Annotated in this window: 20 protein-coding genes; 11 read left to right on the top strand and 9 right to left on the bottom strand. The window is 54.1% G+C overall.

Annotated features, from left to right (window positions below; translation table 11 throughout):
- Nucleotides 1-24: 24 nt before the first annotated feature.
- Complete coding sequence (tusA, locus tag I2D83_RS00520; RefSeq protein ID WP_012772835.1) at nucleotides 25-267, bottom strand: sulfurtransferase TusA; 243 nt, start codon at nucleotides 265-267, stop codon at nucleotides 25-27.
- Between the two features lie 233 nt (nucleotides 268-500).
- Here tusA and I2D83_RS00515 point away from each other — a divergent pair, with 233 nt between their 5' ends.
- The 6 genes from I2D83_RS00515 to I2D83_RS00490 all read left to right on the top strand — a co-directional run bounded on the left by I2D83_RS00515 (nucleotide 501) and on the right by I2D83_RS00490 (nucleotide 8,006).
- Nucleotides 501-1,178: a 7-cyano-7-deazaguanine/7-aminomethyl-7-deazaguanine transporter gene (locus tag I2D83_RS00515; protein ID WP_181845705.1), complete on the top strand. Its 678-nt coding sequence runs from the start codon at nucleotides 501-503 to the stop codon at nucleotides 1,176-1,178.
- Between the two features lie 186 nt (nucleotides 1,179-1,364).
- The gene (locus tag I2D83_RS00510; protein ID WP_012772832.1) at nucleotides 1,365-1,931 is read left to right on the top strand and encodes a DcrB family lipoprotein; all 567 of its coding nucleotides are present in this window, start codon (nucleotides 1,365-1,367) and stop codon (nucleotides 1,929-1,931) included.
- 561 nt (nucleotides 1,932-2,492) lie between these two features.
- Nucleotides 2,493-4,520 carry a type VI secretion system Vgr family protein gene (locus I2D83_RS00505; RefSeq protein WP_205947360.1) on the top strand — a complete coding sequence of 676 codons (2,028 nt, stop codon included), beginning with the start codon at nucleotides 2,493-2,495 and terminating at the stop codon, nucleotides 4,518-4,520.
- Nucleotides 4,517-5,314: a DUF4123 domain-containing protein gene (locus I2D83_RS00500; RefSeq protein ID WP_205947359.1), complete on the top strand. Its 798-nt coding sequence runs from the start codon at nucleotides 4,517-4,519 to the stop codon at nucleotides 5,312-5,314. The genes I2D83_RS00505 and I2D83_RS00500 overlap by 4 nt, the downstream gene beginning before the upstream one ends.
- A complete protein-coding gene (locus tag I2D83_RS00495) occupies nucleotides 5,314-7,308 on the top strand; it encodes a T6SS phospholipase effector Tle1-like catalytic domain-containing protein (protein ID WP_205947358.1) in 1,995 nt (664 codons plus the stop codon). The genes I2D83_RS00500 and I2D83_RS00495 overlap by 1 nt, the downstream gene beginning before the upstream one ends.
- Nucleotides 7,305-8,006: a DUF2931 family protein gene (locus I2D83_RS00490; protein ID WP_241007257.1), complete on the top strand. Its 702-nt coding sequence runs from the start codon at nucleotides 7,305-7,307 to the stop codon at nucleotides 8,004-8,006. The genes I2D83_RS00495 and I2D83_RS00490 overlap by 4 nt, the downstream gene beginning before the upstream one ends.
- Nucleotides 8,007-8,079: 73 nt before the next feature.
- On the opposite strand, the gene I2D83_RS00485 is transcribed toward I2D83_RS00490, so the two are convergent.
- Nucleotides 8,080-9,276 carry an MFS transporter gene (locus I2D83_RS00485; protein ID WP_205947357.1) on the bottom strand — a complete coding sequence of 399 codons (1,197 nt, stop codon included), beginning with the start codon at nucleotides 9,274-9,276 and terminating at the stop codon, nucleotides 8,080-8,082.
- Nucleotides 9,277-9,405: 129 nt separating this feature from the next.
- Here I2D83_RS00485 and yhjD point away from each other — a divergent pair, with 129 nt between their 5' ends.
- Both yhjD and kdgK read left to right on the top strand, forming a co-directional pair.
- Complete coding sequence (gene yhjD, locus I2D83_RS00480) at nucleotides 9,406-10,422, top strand: inner membrane protein YhjD (protein WP_205947356.1); 1,017 nt, start codon at nucleotides 9,406-9,408, stop codon at nucleotides 10,420-10,422.
- Between the two features lie 147 nt (nucleotides 10,423-10,569).
- On the top strand, nucleotides 10,570-11,502 hold the full coding sequence (kdgK, locus tag I2D83_RS00475) for a 2-dehydro-3-deoxygluconokinase (RefSeq protein WP_181830224.1): 933 nt from the start codon (nucleotides 10,570-10,572) through the stop codon (nucleotides 11,500-11,502).
- A 95-nt stretch (nucleotides 11,503-11,597) separates the two neighbouring features.
- Here the strand turns inward: kdgK and I2D83_RS00470 are convergent, their stop codons facing one another.
- The 7 genes from I2D83_RS00470 to bcsE form a co-directional block, all read right to left on the bottom strand.
- A complete protein-coding gene (locus tag I2D83_RS00470) occupies nucleotides 11,598-11,756 on the bottom strand; it encodes a hypothetical protein (protein WP_205947355.1) in 159 nt (52 codons plus the stop codon).
- 352 nt (nucleotides 11,757-12,108) lie between these two features.
- Nucleotides 12,109-13,626: a M16 family metallopeptidase gene (locus I2D83_RS00465; protein WP_205947354.1), complete on the bottom strand. Its 1,518-nt coding sequence runs from the start codon at nucleotides 13,624-13,626 to the stop codon at nucleotides 12,109-12,111.
- A gap of 352 nt (nucleotides 13,627-13,978) precedes the next feature.
- The gene (locus tag I2D83_RS00460) at nucleotides 13,979-15,271 is read right to left on the bottom strand and encodes a dicarboxylate/amino acid:cation symporter (protein WP_012772826.1); all 1,293 of its coding nucleotides are present in this window, start codon (nucleotides 15,269-15,271) and stop codon (nucleotides 13,979-13,981) included.
- 319 nt (nucleotides 15,272-15,590) lie between these two features.
- Entirely contained in the window at nucleotides 15,591-16,742 is a 1,152-nt protein-coding gene (locus tag I2D83_RS00455; protein WP_241007256.1) for an adenylate/guanylate cyclase domain-containing protein, read from the bottom strand.
- Nucleotides 16,743-17,127: 385 nt separating this feature from the next.
- Nucleotides 17,128-18,789, bottom strand: coding sequence for a cellulose biosynthesis protein BcsG (gene bcsG / locus I2D83_RS00450; protein WP_205947352.1), 1,662 nt, complete (start codon nucleotides 18,787-18,789; stop codon nucleotides 17,128-17,130).
- 1 nt (nucleotide 18,790) lies between these two features.
- Complete coding sequence (bcsF, locus tag I2D83_RS00445; RefSeq protein ID WP_012772823.1) at nucleotides 18,791-19,009, bottom strand: cellulose biosynthesis protein BcsF; 219 nt, start codon at nucleotides 19,007-19,009, stop codon at nucleotides 18,791-18,793.
- A complete protein-coding gene (gene bcsE, locus I2D83_RS00440; protein WP_205947351.1) occupies nucleotides 19,006-20,610 on the bottom strand; it encodes a cellulose biosynthesis protein BcsE in 1,605 nt (534 codons plus the stop codon). The genes bcsF and bcsE overlap by 4 nt, the downstream gene beginning before the upstream one ends.
- Before the next feature lie 330 nt (nucleotides 20,611-20,940).
- Here bcsE and bcsR point away from each other — a divergent pair, with 330 nt between their 5' ends.
- From bcsR to bcsA, 3 genes are read left to right on the top strand one after another with little or no spacing between them, the layout of a single operon-like run.
- Complete coding sequence (bcsR, locus tag I2D83_RS00435; RefSeq protein ID WP_012772821.1) at nucleotides 20,941-21,150, top strand: cellulose biosynthesis protein BcsR; 210 nt, start codon at nucleotides 20,941-20,943, stop codon at nucleotides 21,148-21,150.
- 2 nt (nucleotides 21,151-21,152) lie between these two features.
- A complete protein-coding gene (gene bcsQ / locus I2D83_RS00430; RefSeq protein ID WP_012772820.1) occupies nucleotides 21,153-21,890 on the top strand; it encodes a cellulose biosynthesis protein BcsQ in 738 nt (245 codons plus the stop codon).
- Nucleotides 21,887-24,586 carry a UDP-forming cellulose synthase catalytic subunit gene (bcsA, locus tag I2D83_RS00425; protein WP_205947350.1) on the top strand — a complete coding sequence of 900 codons (2,700 nt, stop codon included), beginning with the start codon at nucleotides 21,887-21,889 and terminating at the stop codon, nucleotides 24,584-24,586. The genes bcsQ and bcsA overlap by 4 nt, the downstream gene beginning before the upstream one ends.
- The last annotated feature ends 70 nt before the right edge of the window (nucleotides 24,587-24,656 follow it).

The raw sequence follows: 24,656 nt of genomic DNA, 5'->3' as shown, positions 1-24,656 counted from the left end.
CCGCGGCTTGAAGTATGACGAGTATTAACCTTTGCGCAGCAGATAACGATAGGGAAGCTGTTCGGTTTCCTGCGCCAGAAGCTCATGTTCCATGAACACGCAAAAACCGGGAATATCGCGGGTGGTGGCCGGATCGTCGGCAATAATCAGCAGCGTTTGCCCGGTTTCCATCTGGCGTACCGTCTTACGCACCATCATCACTGGCTCAGGGCAGCGCAGCCCCTGCGCATCAAGGGTTTTATCCGGGTTGGTAAAGGGATCGGTCATCAACGTTCTCAGTGCAGGAATCAAAAAACCGCCTTAGTTTACGCGGAGGATTTTTCGACGCAAGCGACGACAACGTTTGCGCATAAAACAACCATCTTTTATGGGCAAAACACAGGGTCGTAGCGAAATAATTGCATTAGCGAAACAATTGCGTATTATGCCGCCGCGTTGCAGCATAAATCTGCACGTTATTCCTTGGGTTCCCTAACCCCAATAACCAAAAAGGTCACATTATGTATCGTTTTACTCCCCAGCAGCGGCTTACGGCGCTGATCTGGCTATCGTTGTTCCATGTCCTGATCATTACATCGAGTAATTATCTGGTTCAGCTCCCAGTCTTGATTTTCGGTTTCCATACCACCTGGGGCGCGTTTACCTTTCCGTTTATTTTTCTGGCTACTGACCTGACGGTACGGATTTTCGGTGCACCGCTGGCGCGTCGTATTATTTTGACCGTGATGGTACCTGCACTGGTGATTTCCTATCTGGTTTCATCCCTGTTTTATCAGGGATCGTGGCAGTCGTTCGAAGCGTTAAGTCAGGTAAATATCGTCGTAGCACGTATCGCCTGCGCCAGCTTCATGGCCTATGTTTTGGGTCAGATTCTGGATGTTCACGTCTTCAACCGCCTGCGCCAAAATCGTGCGTGGTGGGTCGCTCCAGCCGTGTCGACCGTGTTTGGTAACTTCAGCGATACGCTGGCCTTTTTCTTCATCGCGTTTTACCACAGCACTGATGCCTTCATGGCTGCAAACTGGGTCGAAATTGCGATGGTGGACTATGCGTTCAAGCTGCTGATCAGCCTGGCATTTTTCCTGCCGATGTACGGCGTGATGCTGAACATGGTACTCAAACGTCTGAGCGAGCAAAAAGGCTCTGCCGACTACCATTCCGTCAGCAGCCACCATTAATGCCAATCGGGCGGCTATTTACGCCGCCCTTTCCTCTTAAGTCACTCATCGTTTTGTAAAAATAACGCAGGTTCCCACAACGGTTTGCAACAACAAAATGCTTGTTTTTGCTATCTGAATAGGGTGCCATACTGTTATTACCTGTTTCAAAAGATGACCTGTTCAAAAACGAGAGAAAGGGATCCCATGTCGAATGTAATCAAATACCTCGGTGTCGGCTTGCTTGTCGGCCTGCTTGCTGCCTGTGATGGCAAAACGGATGACGCCGCAAAAGCGGGTGCGCAAGATAAACCTGCCGCAGAAGCCAGCGCAGGTCAGAATATTGAATTAATGGAAGGCAAGATTGCGTTTACTCTGCCAGCCGATATGCGTGACCAGAGTGGGAAAGTGGGAACGCAGGCGAACAACATGCACGTTTATGCCAATGACAATGGGCAGAAAGCGGTCATCGTGATTCTGGGCGACAACACTACGGAAGAACTGACCGTGCTGGCGCAGCGTCTGGAAGATCAACAACGCACGCGTGACGCCAACCTCCAGGTCGTGACCAACAAAACCATCGACGTTGACGGCAAGAAGCTGCAACAGCTAGACAGCATCATCACCAGCAGCGGGCAACAGGCTTATTCCTCTGTCGTGTTGGGCAAAGTAGAAAACCAACTGCTGACCTTACAGATCACGCTGCCGGCCAGCAATCAGCAGCAGGCACAGAGCGAAGCGGAAGGCATCATCCACACCCTGAAGCTAAAATAATCCCCCCACCAGTCTCTTAATAAATCCCCAGTTCACTGGGGATTTATGCTCCTGCCAGCTTAGTATTTAACCTGAGAACCCGGCCTATACCAACGTGGGAGAAAGAGTCGCTCTCTCTATGTTTTTTACTTAAAAATGAAATTATTTCAATATTAATCAATTGATTGACCTGTTTTCAGTCCTTTCTTCATACTATTGGTTTTCACTTCGCCTGCTATCCTTCCCTCGCTGTTATTTATCAACAGGACCTGCGCCAAGGATGTGACAGGGGACGTTTTTAGTATTCTGCCTACCGCCTAAAACCTGCGCTCTGTTTGCTTTTTACCGTGTGGTGAACACACCGAATCGCTGTTCAACTTAAATTCCTACGCTTTTCTCTGAAGCCGCGTTTTTTCTCGCATGGTGTTTAGCCAGCGTCGTGTTTTATCAACGTGAACTGTGGTGTGAGCAGACTCAGACCACCGTTTAAGCATTTTGCTTTTCATCAGGGGAGCGGCGGAACGCATCGGCGCATGTGGTAGCCGTGACAGCAGAGTAAGAATAAAAATAAGGAGAAAGCCGATGGCAAACAGTACAGGATTACAGTTCACCGTTAAGGTCGGTGCCCTGGCGGCAGGTACTTTTGCAGTGGTGGATTTCAGGCTGGATGAAGGATTGAACCGGCCTTTCAGCCTGTCGCTGAGTCTGGCGAGCGCACTGCCGGATGTCGATTTCGGCGCGGTGCTGGACCAGCCGTGCGAGCTGATGATTTGGTATGAAAGCGAGCTGAAGCGCCGGGTCAGCGGGATTGTCAGTGGCTTCACGCAGGGCGACACCGGTTTTCGGCGCACGCGCTATCAGATAGAAGTTCGTCCGGCGCTGTGGCGACTGGGGTTGCGCACCAACGCCCGTATTTTTCAGGCACAAAAGCCGGAAGCCATTATCAGCATGCTGCTGGAAGAGGCTGGCATCACCGACTACGCCTTTGCGCTGCGTAACGAGCATGCGGTGCGGGAATATTGCGTGCAGTACCGGGAAAGCGATTTGGCGTTTATCACCCGTCTGGCTGCGGAGGAAGGCATGTACTTCTTCCACGAATATGAAGAGGGCAAACACCGGGTGGTGTTTGCCGACGATGCGGGCGCACTGACCAAAGGCCCGGAGCTGTTCTTCAATCTCGCCACGCAGGGGCTGAGCGAGGGGGAATACGTTCGGCGCTTCCACTACGCAGAGCGGGTGAGCACGGCCGAAGTCGAGCTGAAAGACTACAGCTTCAAAACGCCGGCTTACGGGCTGTCGCACAAGAAGATGAGCGGTGAGCTGGAACACCAGCGTGAAAGTTACCAACATTACGACTATCCGGGACGCTATAAACAAGACCCGAGCGGCAAGGCGTTCAGCGGCTACCGGCTGGATGCGTTGCGGTCTGGAGCCGTGACGAGCGAAGGGGAATCCAACTGTGCGGGGCTGATGCCGGGCAGTACGTTTACCCTGACGGAGCACCCGAATACGACGCTGAATGCGGTCTGGCAGACGGTGAGCGTGACGCACGTCGGGCAACAGCCGCAGGCACTGGAAGAGGAAAGTGGCGGCGAACCAACCACGATGAGCAACAGTTTTGTGGTGGTGAAAGGCACAACAACGTGGCGCGCCGCGATGCCGTATAAACCGATGGTGGACGGCCCGCAAATCGCCACGGTTGTCGGTCCGACCGGGGAAGAAATCTACTGTGACCCGTATGGTCGGGTGAAACTGCAATTCCCGTGGGACAGATACGGCGCGAGCAACGACCAAAGCTCCTGCTGGGTACGGGTGAGTCAGGGCTGGGCGGGCGGTCAGTACGGCATGATTGCCATCCCGCGTATCGGCCATGAAGTGATCGTCAGCTTCCTGGAAGGTGACCCAGACCAGCCGATTGTCACCGGGCGGACGTTTCATGCCACCAATCCCTCACCGTATCCGCTGCCTGCCAATAAGACGCGCACCGTACTGCGCACGAAGACGCATCAGGGAGAAGGCTTTAATGAATTGCACTTCGAGGATCAGGCCGGTCAGGAGAAGATTTATCTTCACGGGCAGAAAGACCTCAAGGCGCTCGTTGAGAATGATGTGGTCTGGCACATCAAACATGATGCCCACACGGAGATTGATAATGAGCGAGTCACCCGCGTTAAAGCCAACGATCACCTGACGGTGGAGAGCGAGAAACGTGACCACGTGAAAGGCGCTCTTTCGCTGACCGTTGATGCGTCGATGCATCAGAAACTGGGGCAGGCTTTGCTGGTCGAGGCGGGTGAGGAAGTACATGTAAAAGCGGGGGCTAAGGTGGTTCTTGAAGCGGGCGCGGAGCTGACGCTGAAAGTCGGAGGAAGCTTCGTGAAGATCGATCCCAGCGGCGTGAGCATCGTTGGCCCGGCTATCAATATTAACTCAGGGGGCAGCGCGGGCAGCGGTTCGGGTTGGGGCGGACAGAGCCCCATTCTGCCGGGCGGTGTTGCCGTCCCCCCTGCTCCACCCGCGACATTACCTGCACCCGCCATTCATAAAAGCATGGAATCGATGTCACCGTTGGTCAAACCTTGCCCCCTTGCGAAGGGAGGCAAAGCATGAGTCTGAATACGTGGCAAGCACAACATCGCGGCGTCCTCTTTGCTATTGTCGACAGCGCGTTAGATCGCGCGGCGGTAGCCCGTTTCTATGAACTCAGCCAGGGTGAAGCTTTCCCCCTCTTTGCGGGGACAGAATTTGACGAACAACTGGCACTTGGCCCCTGGCTGTTGTCTAACCCTTCACCTGCATTCGTGTCGGATTCTCCGGCACTGAGTGGGTTCTATCTGGTCAGTGAACAGTCTCTTGACGTCGTTCGCCACCATTGGCAAAGCCTGATATTGGCTATCCGTGAAGGAGAGGCGGTCTGGTTTCGTTTCTCTGAGCCTCGTATTTTTCTGCCGATGTTCTGCGCGATGAGCCCAGAAGAGCGGGATGCCGTGCTTGGCCCCTGTAATGGGATTTGGATCAACGACACTGGGTTTACACGGAATCCAGATACGCCATGTCATCCCCCGTCAAAAAGCCCCTGGTTTCACATTCGTCCGCCTCATCTGGCGGCGTTGTATGACGACGATCGTCATGCCTATATTCTTCGTCGGCGTCTGTGGCAGACCATGACGAGTATGATGGCACGTCATCCCGATCCGGCTGGGGCTATTTTGTCCGTTCTCAGGCAAGCCAATGCGGAGAAGCTTCAGGAAGACGTGCTCGATGGAGTGGTGGCCGGAGCCTTGACCTTGCAGGTCGGGCTTCCTCTGGAGAGTATTCGAGCGCCGCTGATGCTGACCGAAGCTGAATTCGCGCAGGTCAACCACTGGATGGTGCAGCATAACGCATTGATAGGAGTTAACTAATGGCAGCCGATCCCTACTGTATCCCCTGCGAACATTACGATTGCTGGATAGAAATTGAGGTGCGTGATGAACACAATCGTGCGTTTAAAGGGCTGAAAGCGACACTCACCGATGATACCGGCAAGTCCGAAACGGTCACCCTCAAAGAAGGGCCTGTCGTCGTACAGGGCCTTGCGGTGGGCCCCATCACCGTGAAGCTGGAGACGCAGCCCTGGCTCAAGGCAGCGCAATCACGTGAAGTATTGAAGGACGGGCAAAGTGCCGTCCCTGCCTATGTGGCAGAAAAGGCAGGATACGATGACACGCCACGTGAACATATTAAGGTGACCACCGGTGACCTGTGCCTGACCACACCTGAGCAACCCTTGCCAGAAGCGCATCAGGAAGGCAAAGCCGGTAGCGTCCGTTTCCTTACCAACCATTCCTACGTTATCGAGGTCAAAGGCTACCAGATCAACGTGCTGCGCATCGGCGTGTTCTTCGATGGCACGGGGAATAACACCTATAACGCCGAGTCTGGCCTTAAAAAGGTAGAACAATGGCTGGCTGAAACCTGCACCGATCCGGCACAGCGGGAGAAAGAGCTGCGTGGTTGCCAGATGGGGCGGCTTCCGGTGAGTGACAGTGCGGCGAACGATATTACTAATGTGGGGAAACTCTACGATCAATATATCTTTGGGGCTAAGACATTGAGCGCCCATAGCTATATCAGCGGCATTGGCACTCGCGATCCGGTTGCAGGAAAAGAGGGGCTGGAATACCGATCGGACAATATGTTAACGAAGGGGCTGGATCTCGATTTTGGTGGTGAAAATACCTCTATCGTTGGCAAGGTGAATCAGGCCAGTGAACAGAGCATTGTTTCCGCAGTTATGCGGGATTTGGAGGATGTTTTACCCAATATTGAATGCATCCACCGTATTGTATTCGATGTGTTTGGCTTTAGCCGCGGGGCGGCGGCGGCACGCCATTTTGTTAACGTCATCGACCAGAAAAACAATCATCCGCTGGTGCAGGCGATCGCCAATATACCCACTATCCGGCTGAAAGCGGGGTTTGACTGGGCCAATCGGGAGGACGTACGTATCACCTTTGTCGGGATTTTTGATACGGTGGCTTCATCGTACCATCCCAGTCTCAACATCCGCTTGCAGGATGACTGCGCCGAACGGGTGGTACATTTAACCGCGCTGGATGAGGTGCGAAAACACTTTCCCTTAACACGCGTCACGCCCACAGCGATCGGCACCAGCATTCCGCCCCATTTTACTGAACTGGCGCTGCCGGGCGCGCACTCGGATATCGGCGGTGGGTATTACAGCCGCTGGAGCCTGCCTAACCCGAACAGTGACCCGGCGCTGACCGAGTGCCTCGAACTGGAGCGCTTTATGAGCGAGGAGGAAACTTCCACGCCAGATACAGAAAGCCGCGCCTACCACCAAGCCCGCGCTTATGCCGAGGAAAAGATCGCGCAGGGCTGGGTGGATCGGCTTCACCCGCATTTACCGCGTGCTGCCACGCCACCCGTGGGGGCAATCAGTTTGATCCCCTATTCGTTTATTCGGCGGCGGGGTAAGGATGATGCCTGGCCGAAAAAGGCCGTGTATGTGGAGGTGGTAATGAGCCGCGTGGTGGAAGGCGAATATTCGCGTATTCCGCTACATATGATGGTGGAGGCCGGGCGCGCCGTTGGTGTGCCGTTTAAGGGATGGCGTGCAGAAGATAAGATGCTTCAACTTGAACCGCTCTCGGTCAAGCGACCCTCGGTCAATCTGACTAAATTGGATGAACTCTGGTCGTTGGCAGCAATCGAACAGGGCGTGGTAAAGAACCTGAGTCAGCAACTTTCTGCGGAGGTTTATCGGGCGCTGCGTCGTGACTATGTGCACCGCAGCGCCAGCAATCAGGGCATATCCAGTCCCGCGGGAACCCACAAACAGGAAACCACCGTGAGCAAGGAACGGCGGCATATCATAGGCAATGTGGAGGCATGATGTTCAGATATTTTATTATGGTCGTGGGGCTTTGTGTCTCGTTGGCCGCCTGCTCAACCCCGAATGTCAGAACTCCGGTTAGCTGGAGTTATGGTTCAGGTAGCAATATTGACAGTTTTTGTACGACGAAGGCCACTTTTTATCATAAAGGAGAAACTGTATTCAGTTATCCCGGCGGGGGGTGTAACGCCGGCGCACCGTATAAAAGCATCATTGACAAAAAATATTATTGGGCTGGGGGGGGCGGGTTACCTACCGAGGGTGTTCCCACCCCTGACAAGGCTTCGATAGAGATGGTCTCTTTCTACGATCGTAAGCGGTACCGTATTACGGTGAGTTTACCCGCAGACCTAGCCCAGCAAATGCAACAGCGTTATCAGGTTGGCGAACACACTGACCAACGTAGCTGGCTCTATTTTGGTCTGGCCCCCGGCGGTTATTATGAGGTGCTATTGAAAGCCGATAGGCTACTTGTCAAACCAGACCTCTTGCTTGCCCGGGGTATTGCCGAAGAGGTCACCGATGATTGGTATGATAAAAAGGTACCCGTAGCAAGACAATACGGCATTGATGATTTCGACAAGGAGTACGGCGAACTGTTTAAACAGCACCCTGTCCCATTAGGTATGGACTGGGCACCGATTATGGATGCCTACCGCGCCAACCAGCCTAAAACAGACCAACAGCCTGTGAAGTAATGGTTTTTCACCGTGAGCAAGGAACGGCGGCATATCATCGGCAATGTGGAGGCATGATGTTCATTATGGCTACCTAGCCTTCCGCCGTATTCTTAGCCAGCCGCCACGTCAGCGCCAGACCACATAGCCCCAGCAACGCCGCCGCCAGATAAATAGAGGCGATACCGGTATAGGCCATCAGCACACCCGCCACTGGCCCGACGATGCCCAGCGACAAATCGAGAAATATCGTATAGGTCGCCAGTGCGCTGCCCTGATTCTGCGGCGAGACAGCCTGAACGGCAACCACGCCTAATGCCGGGAACACCAAAGAGAAACCCGCCCCCGCGAGGAATGCGCCGACTTCGGCCATCAGCGGCAGCGCTGCCCCCCACACCAGCAATAACCCCACGATCTCAACCACAAAGCACGCCATCGCTACACGCAATCCACCAAACCGCTGAATGCTGTTAGGAAACACCAGCCGCGCACCGACAAAAGCGCAGCTGAAAATCGTCAGCGTCAGCGCGGCACCTTCCCAATTCCTATCGGCATAAAACAGCGTGATAAAGGTGGCGATCACGCCAAAACCCGCAGAGGCGATCGCCAGAATAATGCCGTAAACCCAGACTTTCCCCAGCACTTCGCGGAAGGGAATCTTTTTCCCCGGCGCGACCTGCACCGTCGGGCGTGGCAGCGCGAGAACAATCGCCACTGCCGCAATCAGGATAATGCACACGGAGAGCAGTTTTAGCCCACCGATATGGTTAAGCCAGACGCCGAGCGGTGCGCCAATCGCCATCGCCCCATAGGTGGCAATACCATTCCATGAAATCACACGCCCGATGTGTCGGGAACCGACCACGCCAACGCCCCAAAGCGTTGCACCTGTCCCGGCAAAACTCTGCCCAGCCCCCAGCACAACGCGCCCGAGACACAGTAGCAGCAACGTGATCGCGGGCGATGCATCACTAAAAGCGGCCAGCAGGTAAAACACCCCGCTCAGCATGACGCCAGCCAGCCCCCAAACGACGATTTTTTTCGGTCCTTTTTCATCAGCGCTACGCCCCGCGTGCGGGCGGGTCAACAGCGTGGAAAAATATTGCAGACTGATCACCAGACCGGCCCAGAACGCGCTATAGCCAAGGTGGTCATGCACATACCCCGGCAGCACCGCCAACGGCAGGCCAATATTCAGATAGCTGGCGAAATTGAACGCCACAATTGAAACGATGCGCAGATTAAGGCGCAGACCGCTCAGCGCCGGTTCGGATGGGGAAGGTGTTGGCATGGAAAATTCACTCGCTTAACGTCCGTGTATGACGTACGTTCAGAAAAACATCTAAAAGTAACATTCTTATATTGTTGGTTATAATCAAACTTATACTAACCAGTTAATCCCGAACACAGGAGAAACGCAATGCCTGTACCGGCAGACCCGGATCGCAAATCAACATCGTCAACCCCAGAAGGGGACACATCGCCGCAGAAACCCCTCTCGTTTCTGGGTAAGAGCAAACGTCTGGCCGCACGTATTCAGGCGATTCCCAGCGTGGCACACCTGATCCGCGCGGGCGAACGCTTCAACGATCGGATGGGCAACCAGTTTGGTGCAGCCATTACCTATTTTTCCTTCCTGTCGCTGATTCCCATCCTCATGGTGTCGTTTGCCGCCGTCGGTTTTGTGTTGGCCTCCAACCCCGACCTGCTGACGGGGCTGATTAACCGTATCGTCAACAGCATCAGCGATCCTAATCTGGCCAATACGCTGAAAAATACCGTCAACACGGCCGTGCAGCAGCGTACCACCGTCGGGATTACCGGCTTGCTGATTGCGCTCTATTCCGGCATCAGTTGGATGGGAAATTTGCGTGAAGCGATTCGCGCCCAGTCGCGCGACGTGTGGGAGAGGAGCCCGAAAGATGAAGAGAAGATTTACTTTCAGTACACGCGGGATTTTCTATCGCTGACTGGCCTGGTCATTGCGCTGATTATTACGCTGTTCCTGACCTCCGTTGCTGGCACCGCGCAAAACATGATTGTGACCGCACTGGGACTGGATGGCATTGAGTGGCTGCGCCCCGCGTTGACGCTGATTGCCCTGTCAATCTCCATCTTCGCCAACTATCTGTTATTCCTGTGGATATTCTTCGTTTTACCGCGCCATAAACCCAAGCGCAAAGCGCTCTTTCGCGGCACGCTGATCGCCGCCGTAGGCTTTGAAGTCATCAAGTTTGCGATGACCGTCGCGCTGCCTAAACTGGCCAGCTCGCCTTCCGGTGCAGCGTTCGGTTCGGTTATTGGTCTGATGGCATTTTTCTATTTCTTCGCACGTCTGACGCTCTTCTGCGCCGCCTGGATCGCCACGGCAAACTACAAAGGTGACACCTCGACAGACCGGAATGAGCAGGAAAAAGAACCGCCTTCCGATCGTTAAGAGCAGCGGGGAAGCACTGGTTTTCCGATCTGCGTCATGAAAAAGTAAAACATCGTTTCAAGACTATTGACTCAGTCTCACGTAATGTTGAGACTGATGTTAATTTCCGCATTTTTTATACCCAGCTTTTCAAACAGGCCAAAAGTGATGACAACTACTAACATTGCCGTAATCGGCGAATGCATGATCGAACTGTCGCAGAAGGGCACGGATCTTAACCGTGGATTTGGCGGCGATACGCTGAACACCGCCGTTTACATTGCCCGTCAGGTAAACGCCGATAAGCTGGGCGTGCATTACGTAACCGCTCTCGGCACCGATAGCTTCAGTACCGAGATGGTTGCCGCCTGGCAAAAAGAAGGGGTGAAAACCGACCTGATTCAGCGCCTGGACAACAAGCTGCCCGGTTTATACTTCATTGAAACCGACGCAAGCGGCGAGCGTACATTCTACTATTGGCGTAATGATGCCGCTGCCCGCTACTGGCTGGACAGCCCGGAAGCAGAAAAAATCGGTCAGTCACTGGCGCACTTTGACTATCTCTACCTGAGCGGTATCAGTCTGGCGATTCTGAACGCCGAAAGCCGCCAACGTCTCCTCGCCCTGCTGCGCGCCTGCCGCGCCAACGGCGGTAAAGTGATTTTTGATAATAACTATCGCCCACGTTTGTGGCAGAGCAAGGAAGAAACGCAACAAGCTTATACCGACATCCTGTCCTGTACCGATATTGCTTTCCTGACGCTGGATGACGAAGACATGCTGTGGGGCGCGAAGCCACTGGAAGCGGTACTGGAGCGGACGCACGGTCTGGGCGTGAGCGAAGTAGTCATTAAACGCGGGGCTGATTCCTGCATCGTGTCAGAACGTGGACAAGCTCTGGTTGATGTCCCGGCGATCAAATTGCCAAAAGAGAAAGTGGTCGATACCACCGCAGCAGGCGATTCCTTCAGCGCAGGCTATCTGTCAGTGCGCCTGAATGGCGGCAGCACGCAGGAAGCGGCACAGCGCGGCCACCTGACGGCCAGCACGGTCATTCAATACCGTGGCGCGATTATCCCGCTTGAGGCAATGCCTGCATAAACCGTACGTCGCGTGATAATAAGATAAAGGCCGCTATTGCGGCCTTTAGTTGCTAGACAAAGCAGGACACTCTGCCTTACATCGTCATTTGAGGTTTAACGTGGCCCCGGTTGGTTAACCGGTTGTTCCTGGAAACCGCCGAACGGGCCGCCGCCGCCTCGACCACCGCCTCCACCTCCCGGAGGAGGGAACAAGCAACCACTCAACATGGCGATCAGAGCGATCACCCCCGCAGCTTTAAGAGTACGACTCATGCTTTGTACCTCGATTCATTATTACGACGCTCGGGGGGAATAATAGAGGTGGAGAAAAGGGCTCACAACGGGATTTATCCTGAAAACTGCTTTATAAATAACTGGTTACATAAGCTAACGTTCCACGAACGATATCCCGTATTTTATTATACGGAGTCTTGAGAGCGGTTAGCCTAGTGATAAAAAACGCCACCGAATACACAGCGTAGTATTGTGGATTTAAACAACCACCAATACTCGCCATGCTTCAAGTTGCTTGTGAGCTGGCTGTACAAATTCGCTCCAGACGAATTTGTATCTCGCTTATCACCTTCCTGTATAGGCCGCGCCGAAAGGCGACGACCTTAATACTTTACTGCGCGGCGGGAGCCGTTTCCTGCGGTTTTTTTCCTTCTGGAACGGCGCCTTCAGGTGCAGCCGTCGCGGCGCTGGCCGCAGGCTCGGTGGCCGGTGTCATAATCCGATCGTAAGCTTCCTGCAATGCCTTCATATTCGCTTCCGGCTCACCAGGCTGTTGGATCAGCATCAGCGTCATATCCTGTACCAGCTGCTGGTGCAGTTCCTGATTCAGCATATCGAGCGTCAGCGCGGACAGATAGCTCTGACGCAGTTTCTGGTACTGCTCAGGAGCAATATCGACGACACCGTTTTGCTGGGAGCGCAGGCGTTGATCCATCAGGATGTCCGTGCTGGTACGCGCATAGGTGGCAAACAGCTTGTTCAGCTCGTCCGTCTTGCGCGCGATTAGCGCATCAAACTCTTGCTGTGTCAGCCCTTTCTCACGCAGCGTCGCCAGTTCACGCGCCATAAACGTCACGCCCGGCTCAACGCCCTCGCTATTCGGCACGTCCATATGGATCGCGCACTGAGAACGGGTATAAAACACATTGCAGTCGAAGCGGAGGTTGTTACCCTTCTGCGGGCTCTTCTCCAGCACCTGCTGCAAATGCCAGAACATCGCCTCCCGCGTCATATCACCCAGCCAGTAGCGCACCAACGCCTGCGATTCACGAATCGGGTGCCACGGCGCATCCCACATCAACGACAGCGTATCCTTCTGGACGTTGTTATTCATCAGGCTGATCGCCTGCGTCGGCAGCGGACTTAACGTCGGTAAGGGCGCTGGCGCTTCGCGTTTCCCTTCCAGCGGGGAGAAGACTTTGCCAATCTGCTCGATCACGCTGCGGTTATCCACATGACCAACGATGTAGAGCGTCATGGCATCTGGCGTATACCAGGTTTTATAAAACTGCTGGAGCTGCTCGCCATTTAACGGTGGTTTGACGTCCTGAGCAGGATCGTGCGCCAGCAGAGGCGAGCCTTTCAGACGATAGCGCCAGCTCGGATCCTGTGGGTTAACCGGAAAGGTTGCGACCTGATCGGGCACCTTCAGCGCCGCCTGTAGGCTTTTTTCGTCGAACGTCATCTGTCCTGCGCTTTCAGCCAACCACGTCAGCGCTTCTTTCAGCAGCTCGGGGCGATTATTCGGCAAACTCAGGTTATACGACGTGAAATCGTACGAAATAATGGCCGGAGGCAGAACGCGGGAGCCGTTAGCATCGCTCATCCACGTGGAAGGTCGCTGAACTGCGGACAGTTTATCGCCGGGCGCTAAGGCCAGACGAGGAAGAAAATGGGCAAAACCTACCTGCTGGGCGTTTTCCAACAGTGACCCGGCATTCACCACCAAGCGCAACTCAACCCGATCGCCGGGGCGCTGTGGCGTGGTTAATAACTGCCAGGTAAAACCATTATCAAGCTTACCCTGCTGCCAGGCAGGATCGGGCTGTAGTGCTTCAGCCTGCACGCTGCTGCTGACCACTGCCAGCAACAAACCACCAACGAAAAGCGCCTTTTTGGTGCCCTGCATGTGAACCCCTACTCATAGCTATCCAACATAATAAAATGTGGTTATTGTTAATCGTTATGGTGACCTTGCGTCTGCCACCGCACACTCTCGTGGATATATCACGGAAAAAATTGAAGACGCGAAGTGTACCATTCCCTTAGACCGCGCGCTTTTGTCTATGTCACTCCATGAGGCGAAATAATCTGCAAAAAAGGTAAAAATAGTCATATTTAACAATATTTTTACGTTTCATGGCGAGTCAGGGAGGCGGGAGAAACAGTTTGGTTCGATGTGTGCGCAGACAAAAAAATTCCCCACGGTGCCTTAACACCGCAGGGAACTGATTTAGAAAACTATACCGAGATTATAGGAATTATGACTGCGCCGTCGGCGTGGCTGCGTTGTCGCTTTTATTCGTACCAGACAGCTCAGCATCCAGTTTCTTCTCATCCAGCTCGCGGCAATATTTCGCTACCACGATAGTCGCAACACCGTTACCAATCAGGTTAGTCAGCGCACGGGCTTCTGACATGAAGCGGTCAATACCCAGAATCAGCGCCAGACCAGCAACAGGCAGGTGGCCCACGGCAGACAGCGTTGCCGCCAGCACGATGAATCCGCTTCCCGTCACGCCCGCTGCACCTTTAGAGGACAGCAGCAGCACCACCAGCAGAGTAATCTGATGCCAGATATCCATGTGGCTGTTGGTCGCCTGAGCGATAAACACTGCCGCCATCGTCAGGTAGATAGAGGTACCGTCAAGGTTGAACGAGTAGCCAGTAGGAATGACCAGACCGACGACAGACTTTTTACAACCCACCTTCTCCATCTTCTCCAGCATACGTGGCAGCACGGATTCAGAAGAGGACGTACCCAGTACGATCAGCAGTTCTTCACGGATGTAGCGAATGAATTTGAAGATACTGAAGCCGGTCGCTTTAGCAATACTTCCCAACACCAGGAAGATGAACAGGACACAGGTAATGTAGAAGCAGGCGATCAGCTGCCCCAGCTGCACCAGCGTACCGACACCATATTTACCGATGGTGAAGGCCATTGCACCGAACGCACCCAGCGGAGCCAGTTTCATGATCATGTTAATGACGCCGAAAATGACCTTGGAGAAGCTGTCGATCACGTCAAAAATCACTTTGCCTTTTGCCCCTAAGCGGTGCAATGCAAAGCCGAACATCACGGCAAACAACAGAACCTGCAAAATATTACCGCTGGCAAACGCGCCGACCACACTCGCCGGAATCACGTCCATCAGGAACGGAATCAGACCCTGTTGCGAAGCCTGTTGGGTATAAACTGCCACCGCAGACGCATCAAGCGTACTTGGATCGATGTTCATGCCCGCGCCAGGTTGCACGATGTTGACCACGACCAGGCCGATAATCAGCGCAATCGTACTCACAATTTCAAAATACAGCAGGGCGACCGCACCAGTACGACCGACCGACTTCATGCTTTCCATTCCTGCGATACCGGTAACCACCGTACAGAAGATAACCGGCGCAATAATCATTTTAATTAATTTAACAAACCCATCGCCCAGAGGCTTCATTTGCTCGCCAAGTTGAGGGTAGAAATGCCCCAACAGTATCCCTATCGTAATGGCAGCAAGAACCTGAAAATAAAGACTTTTAAAAATTGATGTTTTCATACATACGTCCTATGGTGGGGAAAACACAGGAGGGGAATAGGGTACGAAAATGCCGCCTGTGATTGCGCCGGAAAGTAACATTGCAATAACAAGCTGAGAATGTTTTATAAGTTTAGTTTGTGAACGACAGGTTAAAAACAAGAGCTGAATCACGTCAGCAAGAATTATAAAGAAACATCAGTGCAATTTACTTGTAACAGATGCACATTTTTGCAGCAGGATAATCCCCTATAAAAGCGCACAAACCCCCGCCATACGGGGAAAGTGCCTTTCAGGAAACCTATCCACAAAAAGTAACATTTACGTTACCTGTGAAGAATCAGGAAGGCACGGTGAGGCAATGAATACCGCATTTCTTATCGTGCCGCGCTAGCTGCATGGCAAAACGCGCCTGTGACAACAGCAGCGCCGCCGCCTCTGGCCGAGGATCGGTAATGGTGAGGATACCCACGCTGACAGCCCGTGCAGGCTGGGCGTCCGCGGGTAAAAAAGGCAGATTGATCGCCAGCATGACGTTTTGCGCCCAGTCTTGTGCTTGCCCGGTAGATCCCAGCGTTTTCCCGATGAGAGCGAATTCGTCACAATCGAGACGTGCCAGACAGGTGAGCCCCGCCTCGTTTTGTTCCTCAATCACCGCGCGAAGCTGCGTAGCCAGCGTGGCCATATCGCCCTGCTTGCTGGCTGAGGAATCAAGCCCGAAAACCAGCAGGCTGAATGGAGTAGCATCGGCCAGACGCTGTTCGAGGCGTCGCATAAAATGCGCTTTATCCGGTAACCCCACCCCTTCCGTTCCGGCAGAAAGAGATTGCTCCAGCAGTTGTTGATTGCGGTTGTAGCTGCGCACCAACGCGCCCAATTCATCATCATGATGCCAGGGCGGCAGCGTGAGCGGACGGTGCAGCATGGCATCCGGCGGGAGATTCTGTAACTCGATAATAATCCCACGCAGCGGGTGTATCAGCAGGCGGTTCATGCACCAGGTAATGGCGATCGACATAATCAACGCCAGTAGCAGGTACGTTGCCAGCATGGTGGAAAAGGTGCTGACAATAAATTGATACATCCGGTAGGAATCCGCCTGCAAGACCAGATGTGCCAGCGGTGCCGAATACTGCGTCTGCGGCGGGGAATAGAGCGGAATAGAAATACGGATCGGCAGCCTGAATACCCGCGCGATCCAGTCTGGCACCGGACGTTCTTTCGGGAAATTCGCATGCAGCGTCTGGAAATCATCCGGCAGCAGCACATCTGCCCGACTTAGAAAAGCAACCGGTAATAAGCTGTCCAGAATATTGCCAGCCCGCTGAACTTCCCCTTGCAGCACCGCGTCTGTCAGTGGTTGGCGCACGGAATAGGCGATGCTCTCCAGCTGTCTGGAATAATCTTCACGGCGTTGATGAACGAAGTGAAAGAGCTGTATGACGATAAACAGGCTGATCGTCACCAATGCCACGGCAGACACGGCTGTCATCTGTTTAATCGTTAATGAACGTCTGAGCCGCAAGCGCTTTCTCCGTCAACCTTTATGCAGACCTGAATACCTGACTCACCAGATAAAACAGGTGAGGAATACACAACGCGAAATCGCGCACGCGTTACGCACAGCAACACGGGTACGCGCGGCGACTAGTATAAGGCAGCTCATCGCCGCCTCAACGCTGTTTTCTGCTGATGTCTGGGGGATTTCATCTTAATCCTAGGCGACGCTCGGCAACAGCAGTAACGCGGCCTCAGAATAGGGGATATCCCCTGCATAAGCCAGTGTGGCTATTCGGGAACAGACGGAAGAGAGCGGACGACGTCAGGAAAAGAATCGAGCAGGCTTCTCGCCTGCCCGATAACGTCACGAGATGAGATTATTGCGGGTAAGGCACCCAGTCTCCGCCGTTCAGGCGGATGTAGGGTTTTCCCTGATATTGCATCACGATAGCGTTCTCATTTTCCGAGATCGCTTCCGTTTGCGGCAAGGCGCTCGTTAGCGTTTGCCAGTCAACAGAAGGCGCGGTGAACACTTTGCCATCCACCATTCGCGCCACCAATTCCGAAATCGCCAGATAGCTGCTCGGCGACGTCACCTCCAACGTGTTGCCCTGATGCGGAGCCTGTAGGCCAAACAGTTTCACGCCGACAGGAATATGCGTGATGCTCGGGCTGGGAATATCGCGCAGCCCGGACATTTGCATCTTATCCCCCGCCAGCGCCGCGCCGTGCTCCGGCACCACCACCACCATCACTTTGCGACCGGATTTCTGCAACACATCAAAAAACGCGTCCAGTTGGTCAAACAGAATCTTCGCACGTGGCGCATAGTCCGCCGACTGGTTGGTGCCGACAAAGCGGTTGCCGTCATGCAGTGGGATCAGGTTAAAGAAGGTCGCGTTACGCGTCGTTGTCGCTTTATCCCGCTCGCCCAGCCAGCGATTTAGCAGTTCCAGATCGTTATAAATCGGTTCGCCGTCGAACGAGGTAATCTGGTGGCTAATGCCTTCCTGCGACAGCATTGGGATCTGAATATCGCCCTCTTCACGTACTTCACGCAGGTAATTACCAAAGACGCCGGAATGATCGAGCATCAGTTGTTCTTCAAAACCCAGCTTCACCAAGTTGCTGAACAGGTAGCACTGTTGATTCACCGGCTGATACAAATCAGTGTGGGACTGCTGGCCGCAGCTTGCGCGCAGCAGGCGAATGGATGCAGGCCCGCTGTAAGCGGTGGCAGAGTTAAACTGACGGAACAGGATATCGAATTTCTTCCACAGCGGGTGATTGTCCAACTGCGCCACGTCCAGATCCGACCACGACAGCGAACAAATATTGATAATCAGGAGATCAAAAGGCTGTGCATCCTGCGGCAATGCGGCAGGGAACGCCGTGGTTCGTGCTTTTTCTCGCGTATAAAACTGATTCAGGTAAGCCGTTAGGTTCGCGTTCGTTGGCGGTAATGTCGCTTCAGGTAACGCCGCATCTCCCCCCGTTGGGGAAGTCGCCGCCGAGGGGGCCGTCGTCGTCGATGCCGCAGGCATCAGCGAAACAGCAGGCCCTGCCAAATTGACGATGTTTAACCACGCCAGCGCCGCCACGGTAAACACCGTAATACGAATCCACTGCGCGAAGAACAGGTAAGCCACGGTAATGACCACCGCCGCGCCGACCATTTGCCAGTTAATGAAGCGAGTTAACAGCTCCAGCAAATACGACGCGCTAAAGCCAGCGACCTGCGTTCCCTGACTAACAATGCTGTTGATACCCGGCAACCAGGTGTCATGGTAAAACAGCCCGATACCGAGTGGGATAGCAATAATATGCCGCCAGCGGTGCAGCGTAACGTTGGGGATCGGGAACAGCAGGAAGGCCAGAAAGACCAGATTAAGCAGCGGATGAAAATTCAGGTAGCCAAACCATAACAGGGCAAATTTCAGCAAGAAATACAAATTCCAGGCACCGAGCCCACGCCAGTAGCGCCATAAATTCTGCTGTTTTTGCATATGCGGTTGCTGCGAGCGTGTTTTTTCGTCCATTTTATTTTTTAGTCTCTGCTGAAGTCGGCTTGGTTGAGACCGTCTTTGTTGAAGAAGGGCTGCGCATCCAGACGCTCGCAGGTTGCAGGTAGCGCGGCGACAGCAGCCTGTTTTTCCAGTACTGAAGCCAGTGAGGAATCACACGGTGCGCCAGATACCCAAGCGTAAAGAAGACGACCGCGCTCAATAACACCAGTTGAACAATATCAAGCAGGTTCATAATGGTTCTCCCGGTGCGCGAGCCAGTAGATCAGGTTGCAGTAAATCAGGGTTTAATAAATCAATCGCAATCGGTTCACGCCGCGGCGTCTGACCGCGCGGTGCGGATTCGGCCTTCTGCAATTGAACATAATCGTTAAGCTGCTGCTCCTGACCCGGCGTGCCATCCTGAGCCAGCGATTTCACTTCTGCCAGAATCTGTAGATCTTGCGACCAGACAATCCGATTGCTGAACACTTCATTCACCGGCAGGCGAAAAATGGATTTCAGCGCGATATCGAGCTCATTCAGACGGCAATTGGACAAGAACAAAAACAGGCGATCCTGCACGATCGTGACGACATCACCAAAGCGTCGCAGCGTGCAGAGCGTCAACGCCTGAGCCGCCCGCACACCTGGCACGGGGCGCAATGCGACCAGCACGCCTTTGCTGCCTTCCGGCATGAGCGTGCTATCAATCAACATCTGCACGGACTGCCGAAAAGTCTCTGGAGGCTGGTAACCCTTAATCTGTAGCGGCCGCATGGTGGTCAGCAAGACCTCGACATCGACAGGCACATGCTTGGTAAAACGCTGCCCCTGCACGCTTTCAATCCGCGCCAGAAAACGGGATAACGGTTCGGAATGGGAGACAATAATATTGGCACCACATGCCAATAGCAGACGCTCGTCGCTGGCACGCAGGCAGGGCTTCATTTCCCGCACCACAATCTTCAGCAATTCACCACGCTGGCGCCGCAGGCTATGAACCTGTTTGACGAGCGTATCCACCTGACTGGTCTGATTCAGTGCAAAAACGAGGGTCGCCGCATGCGTCAGCATGCCGGTTTGTACCAAAATGGCGTTGTCGTCCATCAACTGCCAGTTTTCTGACAGCGCAGGCGCACCTTCCAGCACGCTCTTTTCTATCAGGAATAGCCCATCGTCATCCAGAGACGGCGTGAGGATGGGCTGCTCTTCCGTCAGCATGTGCCAGCCGTCGTTATCGGATTGCAGCATCTGTACCTTATTCGCCCGCACGCCTCTTTCTGTTGCCCACCATGACACCAGATACTGGGCACGATCCTGCTGCCATTGCAGGCTCGCCAAACCGTAGAGTCCGCGGTGTTGGGAAATCAGCATATTTCTCAGACGGGTCACACCGGTGCTGTGGCCGATGACCACCAGCGTACACTGGCGCTGATGCAGCCATGCTGCCGTGTCATCCACCCAGCGTTGCAGCCTTTCCGGCGAAATATCCCGCCACAGGCTGGCCGGCGCATAAAGCACCAGAAGGCGATTCTTGGGGCGTAATGCACGCATTAAATCATCGGTTAAATTCAGCAGCGCGGCTTTATTTTCCGGCAAAATATAGCAAGATAATTGTTTTTTTTCGGCACCATTTATCTCATTAGAAAATAGCGTTGTCAGCAGCGAATCAGATCGCTCCCCACAGCCTATTAACGCCATTCTCGCGTCATTATTCTGGACGTGTATGATTTGCTGGCAAAATAATGCGGCATCAACCTGCCGATCGATATTAACCCAATAAAAGCCAGCCTGCTGGAGCGTAACCAGCTCATCCCAAAGGTCACGAATACCTAATGAAAAGTTCTGCTTCATAGACTGATTTCTTTTCCGTTAATGGCGGGCGTGCCACCTTAAATATACAGTCAAAATAAACTCTAGCAGCCCCTTGTGGGATCACAACCGTACGCTATGAATTATTCCTATTCGTTAATAAATCGCCCATTACTATTTTTTCCTATTCACATTGCAATCATGAATTCATTGCTATAGTTAATTGGCACACCTGACACCTTATTAAAGACAGCAGAGGCGTAAACCGTCATCTGCCAGACTGTCTGTTATGGGTGCGACCACATCTGCCACGCAGATGTTTCCCTTTTATCAATCTCAATGATAATGGATAGCCTATTTCAGAGGCATGGGATGAATAACGAACCGACTCGTAGAGATACCAGCGCACGCGCCGATTTAACCGAAAATGCAAGAACCGAGGACGACCTGCGAGTTCTCAGTCAGGCTTTTTCTTTACCTGAAATAAACTATATCGATATTGCCCGTCAGGCGCGTCTGAGCCAAATGATGGCTCGTTGGCCGCTGCTGGATGAATTAAAAGAACCGGCCGGGAGCGACTGACGATGCCCGTGATTGCATTGCAGGGAATCCGTGGCGGTGTGGGCACAACCTCAATAGCGGCCGCACTGGGGTGGGCCTTCCAACGGTTGGGCGAGCCCGCGCTGGTGATTGATTTCTCGCCGGACAATTTGCTGCGCATTAACTTCAATATGCCGTTTGAGCAACGCCGCGGCTGGGCGCGGGCGGAAGCCGACGACGCGCCGTGGCAAACTGGCGCCATGCAATATCTGCCCGGATTGGATTTTCTGCCGTTTGGTCGCCTGAACGCACAGGAAGTCGCTACGCTTCAACAGCATTACCATCAGCACCCCGCACTCTGGCAAAACAAGCTGGCGCAGCTCAGCGCAGCAGGTCGCCATCGCTGGATACTGATCGATGTGCCAGCGGACAATAGTCCGCTCACGCGGCAGGCGCTAGCCACCGCGAATACCGTCTTTCAGGTGGTGGTGGCGGATGCCAACTGCCATTCACGCTTACATCAGCAGGCATTGCCGCGCCAGTGTCATTTTCTGGTTAATCAATTTTCCACCCTCAGCACGCTCCAGCAGGATTTACACCAGCTCTGGCTGCACACGCTTTCACATCTGCTGCCGCTGGTGGTACACCGTGACGAAGCCCTGGCAGAATCGCTGATGCTGAAACAGCCGCTGGGCGAATGCCGCCCGGACAGCGTGGCAGCGGAAGAGATCATGACGCTGGCAAACTGGTGCCTGATTCACGTTAAGGAAAGCGGCGTATGAGCGGGATCCTGCGCCTCTTTCTCGTCCCGCCCGCCAGGCAGGCGATACAGCAGCGCTACCGCGGCTATCGTCAGCAGGGTGCCTCCGCCTTCGCCGCCTTTTTCGCTACGCTGTTTGCGATACTCGGCTGGATCTTCCTGCGGCTGGAGTCTGAAGGCTGGCAACAGATTCGCGCGCAACGGACCTACTGGTTCCCACACATCTTGCCTCAACGCCCGCGTCCGGCCGATATCCTTCGCTATCTGACGCAAGGTCTTTGGCTGCTGACCATCAAAAACGGCCAGTTGCCGACATCACGCCGCAATTACTTCTCGGCGCTACCGCGCTGGCGGCAACGCTACATGAACGCGCAGCAAGCGCTGTTTGTCCGCTTTAGTCACGCCAATGCTGACGATCGCGAAGACAGTGAATCTGATTCCGCCAAAACGAACAGCCTACAGAGGCTGGTGACGGTGATACTGAGCCTGCTGTGTGCGGCGCTGGCGTTGCTGTGCATCACGCAGCCGTTTGATTTGCTATCGCAGTTTATTTTCATGCTGCTGCTGTGGGGCATCGCCATGCTCGTTCGTAACATGCCGGGACGCATGCCGACGCTCATGATGATCGCCCTTTCTTTCACCGTCTCCTGCCGCTACCTGTGGTGGCGCTACACCGAAACGCTGAACTGGGACGATCCCCTCAGCCTGGTCTGCGGTATGTTACTGCTGGCGGCGGAAACCTATGCCTGGGTCGTGTTGGTTCTGGGCTATTTCCAGACGATCTGGCCGCTGAACCGCCATCCGGTTTCACTGCCGGAAGACAGCAAAACGTGGCCGACCGTCGATCTCATGATCCCGACCTACAATGAACCGCTGAGCGTCGTGAAACCGACGGTGTATGCCGCGCTAGGCATCGACTGGCCTAAAGACAAACTCAATATTTATATTCTGGATGACGGTGGCCGCGCCGAATTTAAAGCCTTCGCAGAGGAAGTCGGCGTTCATTACATCGCCCGCGTCACGCATGAACATGCCAAAGCCGGGAACATCAACAACGCACTGAAGCAGGCGGAAGGCGAATTCGTCGCCATTTTCGACTGCGACCACGTTCCTACCCGCTCCTTTCTGCAATTAACGATGGGCTGGTTTTTCAAAGACAAAAAGCTGGCGATGCTGCAAACACCGCACCATTTCTTCTCGCCCGACCCCTTTGAGCGCAATCTGGGTCGCTTTCGCCGCACGCCCAACGAGGGCACGCTGTTTTACGGTCTGGTTCAGGACGGTAACGACATGTGGGACGCCACATTCTTCTGCGGTTCCTGCGCCATCCTGCGGCGTAAACCGCTGGATGAAATTGGCGGCATCGCAGTCGAAACAGTAACGGAGGATGCACACACCTCGCTGCGCCTGCATCGCCGTGGATACAGCTCGGCGTATATTCGTATTCCGCAGGCCGCCGGGCTGGCGACCGAAAGCCTCTCGGCTCATATTGGGCAGCGTATTCGCTGGGCGCGCGGCATGGTACAGATCTTCCGGTTGGATAACCCGCTGTTAGGCAAAGGGCTGAAACTGGGGCAACGGCTGTGTTACGCCAACGCCATGATGCACTTTCTGTCCGGTATTCCCCGGTTGATCTTTCTCACCGCGCCGCTGGCGTTTCTCCTGTTGCACGCCTACATCATTTTCGCCCCGGCGCTGGCCATCGCGCTCTACGTGCTGCCGCACATGGTGCACGCCAGTCTGACCAACTCCCGCATCCAGGGGCGCTACCGTCACTCTTTCTGGAGTGAGATTTATGAAACCGTGCTGGCGTGGTACATCGCTCGCCCCACGACCGTGGCGCTATTTAACCCGCACAAAGGGAAATTCAACGTGACGGCCAAAGGCGGACTGGTTGAAGAACAACACGTTGACTGGGTGATCACCCGGCCTTATCTGGTACTGGTGCTGCTGAATATCGCTGGGGTGGTATATGGCGTCTGGCGTCTGATTTACGGGCCATCGGAAGAGCTCATGACGGTGATCATCAGCCTGATCTGGGTCGCGTATAACATGACCATTCTCGGTGGCGCCGTTGCGGTTGCGGTCGAGGCCAAGCAGGTACGTCAGGCGCATCGAGTAGAAATGTCGATGTCCGCCGCGATTTTGCGCCCCGATGGTCATCTTTTCCCCTGCATCCTGCGCGACTATTCCGATGGTGGCGTCGGTATTGAAACCCGCGAATCAGGCATTCTTCAGGTCGGGGACAGCGTCTCGCTGTTGCTAAAACGCGGCCAGCAGGAGTATGCCTTCCCTTTCAGCGTCACCCGCGCGTTCGACAACAAGATTGGCCTGCGCATGACCAATCTGACCATTCGCCAGCATATTGATTTTATTCAATGTACGTTTGCCCGCGCCGATACCTGGGCGCTCTGGCAAGACAGTTTTGCACAGGATAAACCGGTCGAAAGTCTGGTTGATGTGCTGGCTCTCGGCTTCCGCGGCTACCTGCGTCTGGCGGATTACGCGCCGCCCATCATACGCAGCATTATTCTGGTCTTCCTCAATATCGTGGTGTGGGTGGTGTCATTCATCCCGCGCTATGTAGGAAAACGCACCGTAACAGATCAGTCGGGCACTGCCCTGCCGGAAAAAGCTGCCCATCAGGGCAAGACGCCGTTTGCCCATGAAACACGATTTGCACAAGAGAACCTGTTTGCAGAAAAGACAGTGGCTTGATTGCCATTCACAGGCCGTGATCAACGGTCTCTCTCCCGACAACGAGAAAGACCCTTAACATTGATGATGA

It is taken from the genome of Pectobacterium aroidearum, from assembly GCF_015689195.1.
Lineage (GTDB): Bacteria > Pseudomonadota > Gammaproteobacteria > Enterobacterales > Enterobacteriaceae > Pectobacterium > Pectobacterium aroidearum.
This window is presented reverse-complemented; position numbering and strand designations above follow the sequence as displayed.

Excerpts from the sequence above, each read along its gene's own strand:
- tusA (WP_012772835.1), bottom strand. The coding sequence starts at position 267 with ATGACCGATCCCTTTACCAACCCGGATAAAACCCTTGATGCGCAGGGG.
- I2D83_RS00515 (WP_181845705.1), top strand. The coding sequence starts at position 501 with ATGTATCGTTTTACTCCCCAGCAGCGGCTTACGGCGCTGATCTGGCTA.
- I2D83_RS00510 (WP_012772832.1), top strand. The coding sequence starts at position 1,365 with ATGTCGAATGTAATCAAATACCTCGGTGTCGGCTTGCTTGTCGGCCTG.
- I2D83_RS00505 (WP_205947360.1), top strand. The coding sequence starts at position 2,493 with ATGGCAAACAGTACAGGATTACAGTTCACCGTTAAGGTCGGTGCCCTG.
- I2D83_RS00500 (WP_205947359.1), top strand. The coding sequence starts at position 4,517 with ATGAGTCTGAATACGTGGCAAGCACAACATCGCGGCGTCCTCTTTGCT.
- I2D83_RS00495 (WP_205947358.1), top strand. The coding sequence starts at position 5,314 with ATGGCAGCCGATCCCTACTGTATCCCCTGCGAACATTACGATTGCTGG.
- I2D83_RS00490 (WP_241007257.1), top strand. The coding sequence starts at position 7,305 with ATGATGTTCAGATATTTTATTATGGTCGTGGGGCTTTGTGTCTCGTTG.
- I2D83_RS00485 (WP_205947357.1), bottom strand. The coding sequence starts at position 9,276 with ATGCCAACACCTTCCCCATCCGAACCGGCGCTGAGCGGTCTGCGCCTT.
- yhjD (WP_205947356.1), top strand. The coding sequence starts at position 9,406 with ATGCCTGTACCGGCAGACCCGGATCGCAAATCAACATCGTCAACCCCA.
- kdgK (WP_181830224.1), top strand. The coding sequence starts at position 10,570 with ATGACAACTACTAACATTGCCGTAATCGGCGAATGCATGATCGAACTG.
- I2D83_RS00470 (WP_205947355.1), bottom strand. The coding sequence starts at position 11,756 with ATGAGTCGTACTCTTAAAGCTGCGGGGGTGATCGCTCTGATCGCCATG.
- I2D83_RS00465 (WP_205947354.1), bottom strand. The coding sequence starts at position 13,626 with ATGCAGGGCACCAAAAAGGCGCTTTTCGTTGGTGGTTTGTTGCTGGCA.
- I2D83_RS00460 (WP_012772826.1), bottom strand. The coding sequence starts at position 15,271 with ATGAAAACATCAATTTTTAAAAGTCTTTATTTTCAGGTTCTTGCTGCC.
- I2D83_RS00455 (WP_241007256.1), bottom strand. The coding sequence starts at position 16,742 with ATGACAGCCGTGTCTGCCGTGGCATTGGTGACGATCAGCCTGTTTATC.
- bcsG (WP_205947352.1), bottom strand. The coding sequence starts at position 18,789 with ATGGACGAAAAAACACGCTCGCAGCAACCGCATATGCAAAAACAGCAG.
- bcsF (WP_012772823.1), bottom strand. The coding sequence starts at position 19,009 with ATGAACCTGCTTGATATTGTTCAACTGGTGTTATTGAGCGCGGTCGTC.
- bcsE (WP_205947351.1), bottom strand. The coding sequence starts at position 20,610 with ATGAAGCAGAACTTTTCATTAGGTATTCGTGACCTTTGGGATGAGCTG.
- bcsR (WP_012772821.1), top strand. The coding sequence starts at position 20,941 with ATGAATAACGAACCGACTCGTAGAGATACCAGCGCACGCGCCGATTTA.
- bcsQ (WP_012772820.1), top strand. The coding sequence starts at position 21,153 with ATGCCCGTGATTGCATTGCAGGGAATCCGTGGCGGTGTGGGCACAACC.
- bcsA (WP_205947350.1), top strand. The coding sequence starts at position 21,887 with ATGAGCGGGATCCTGCGCCTCTTTCTCGTCCCGCCCGCCAGGCAGGCG.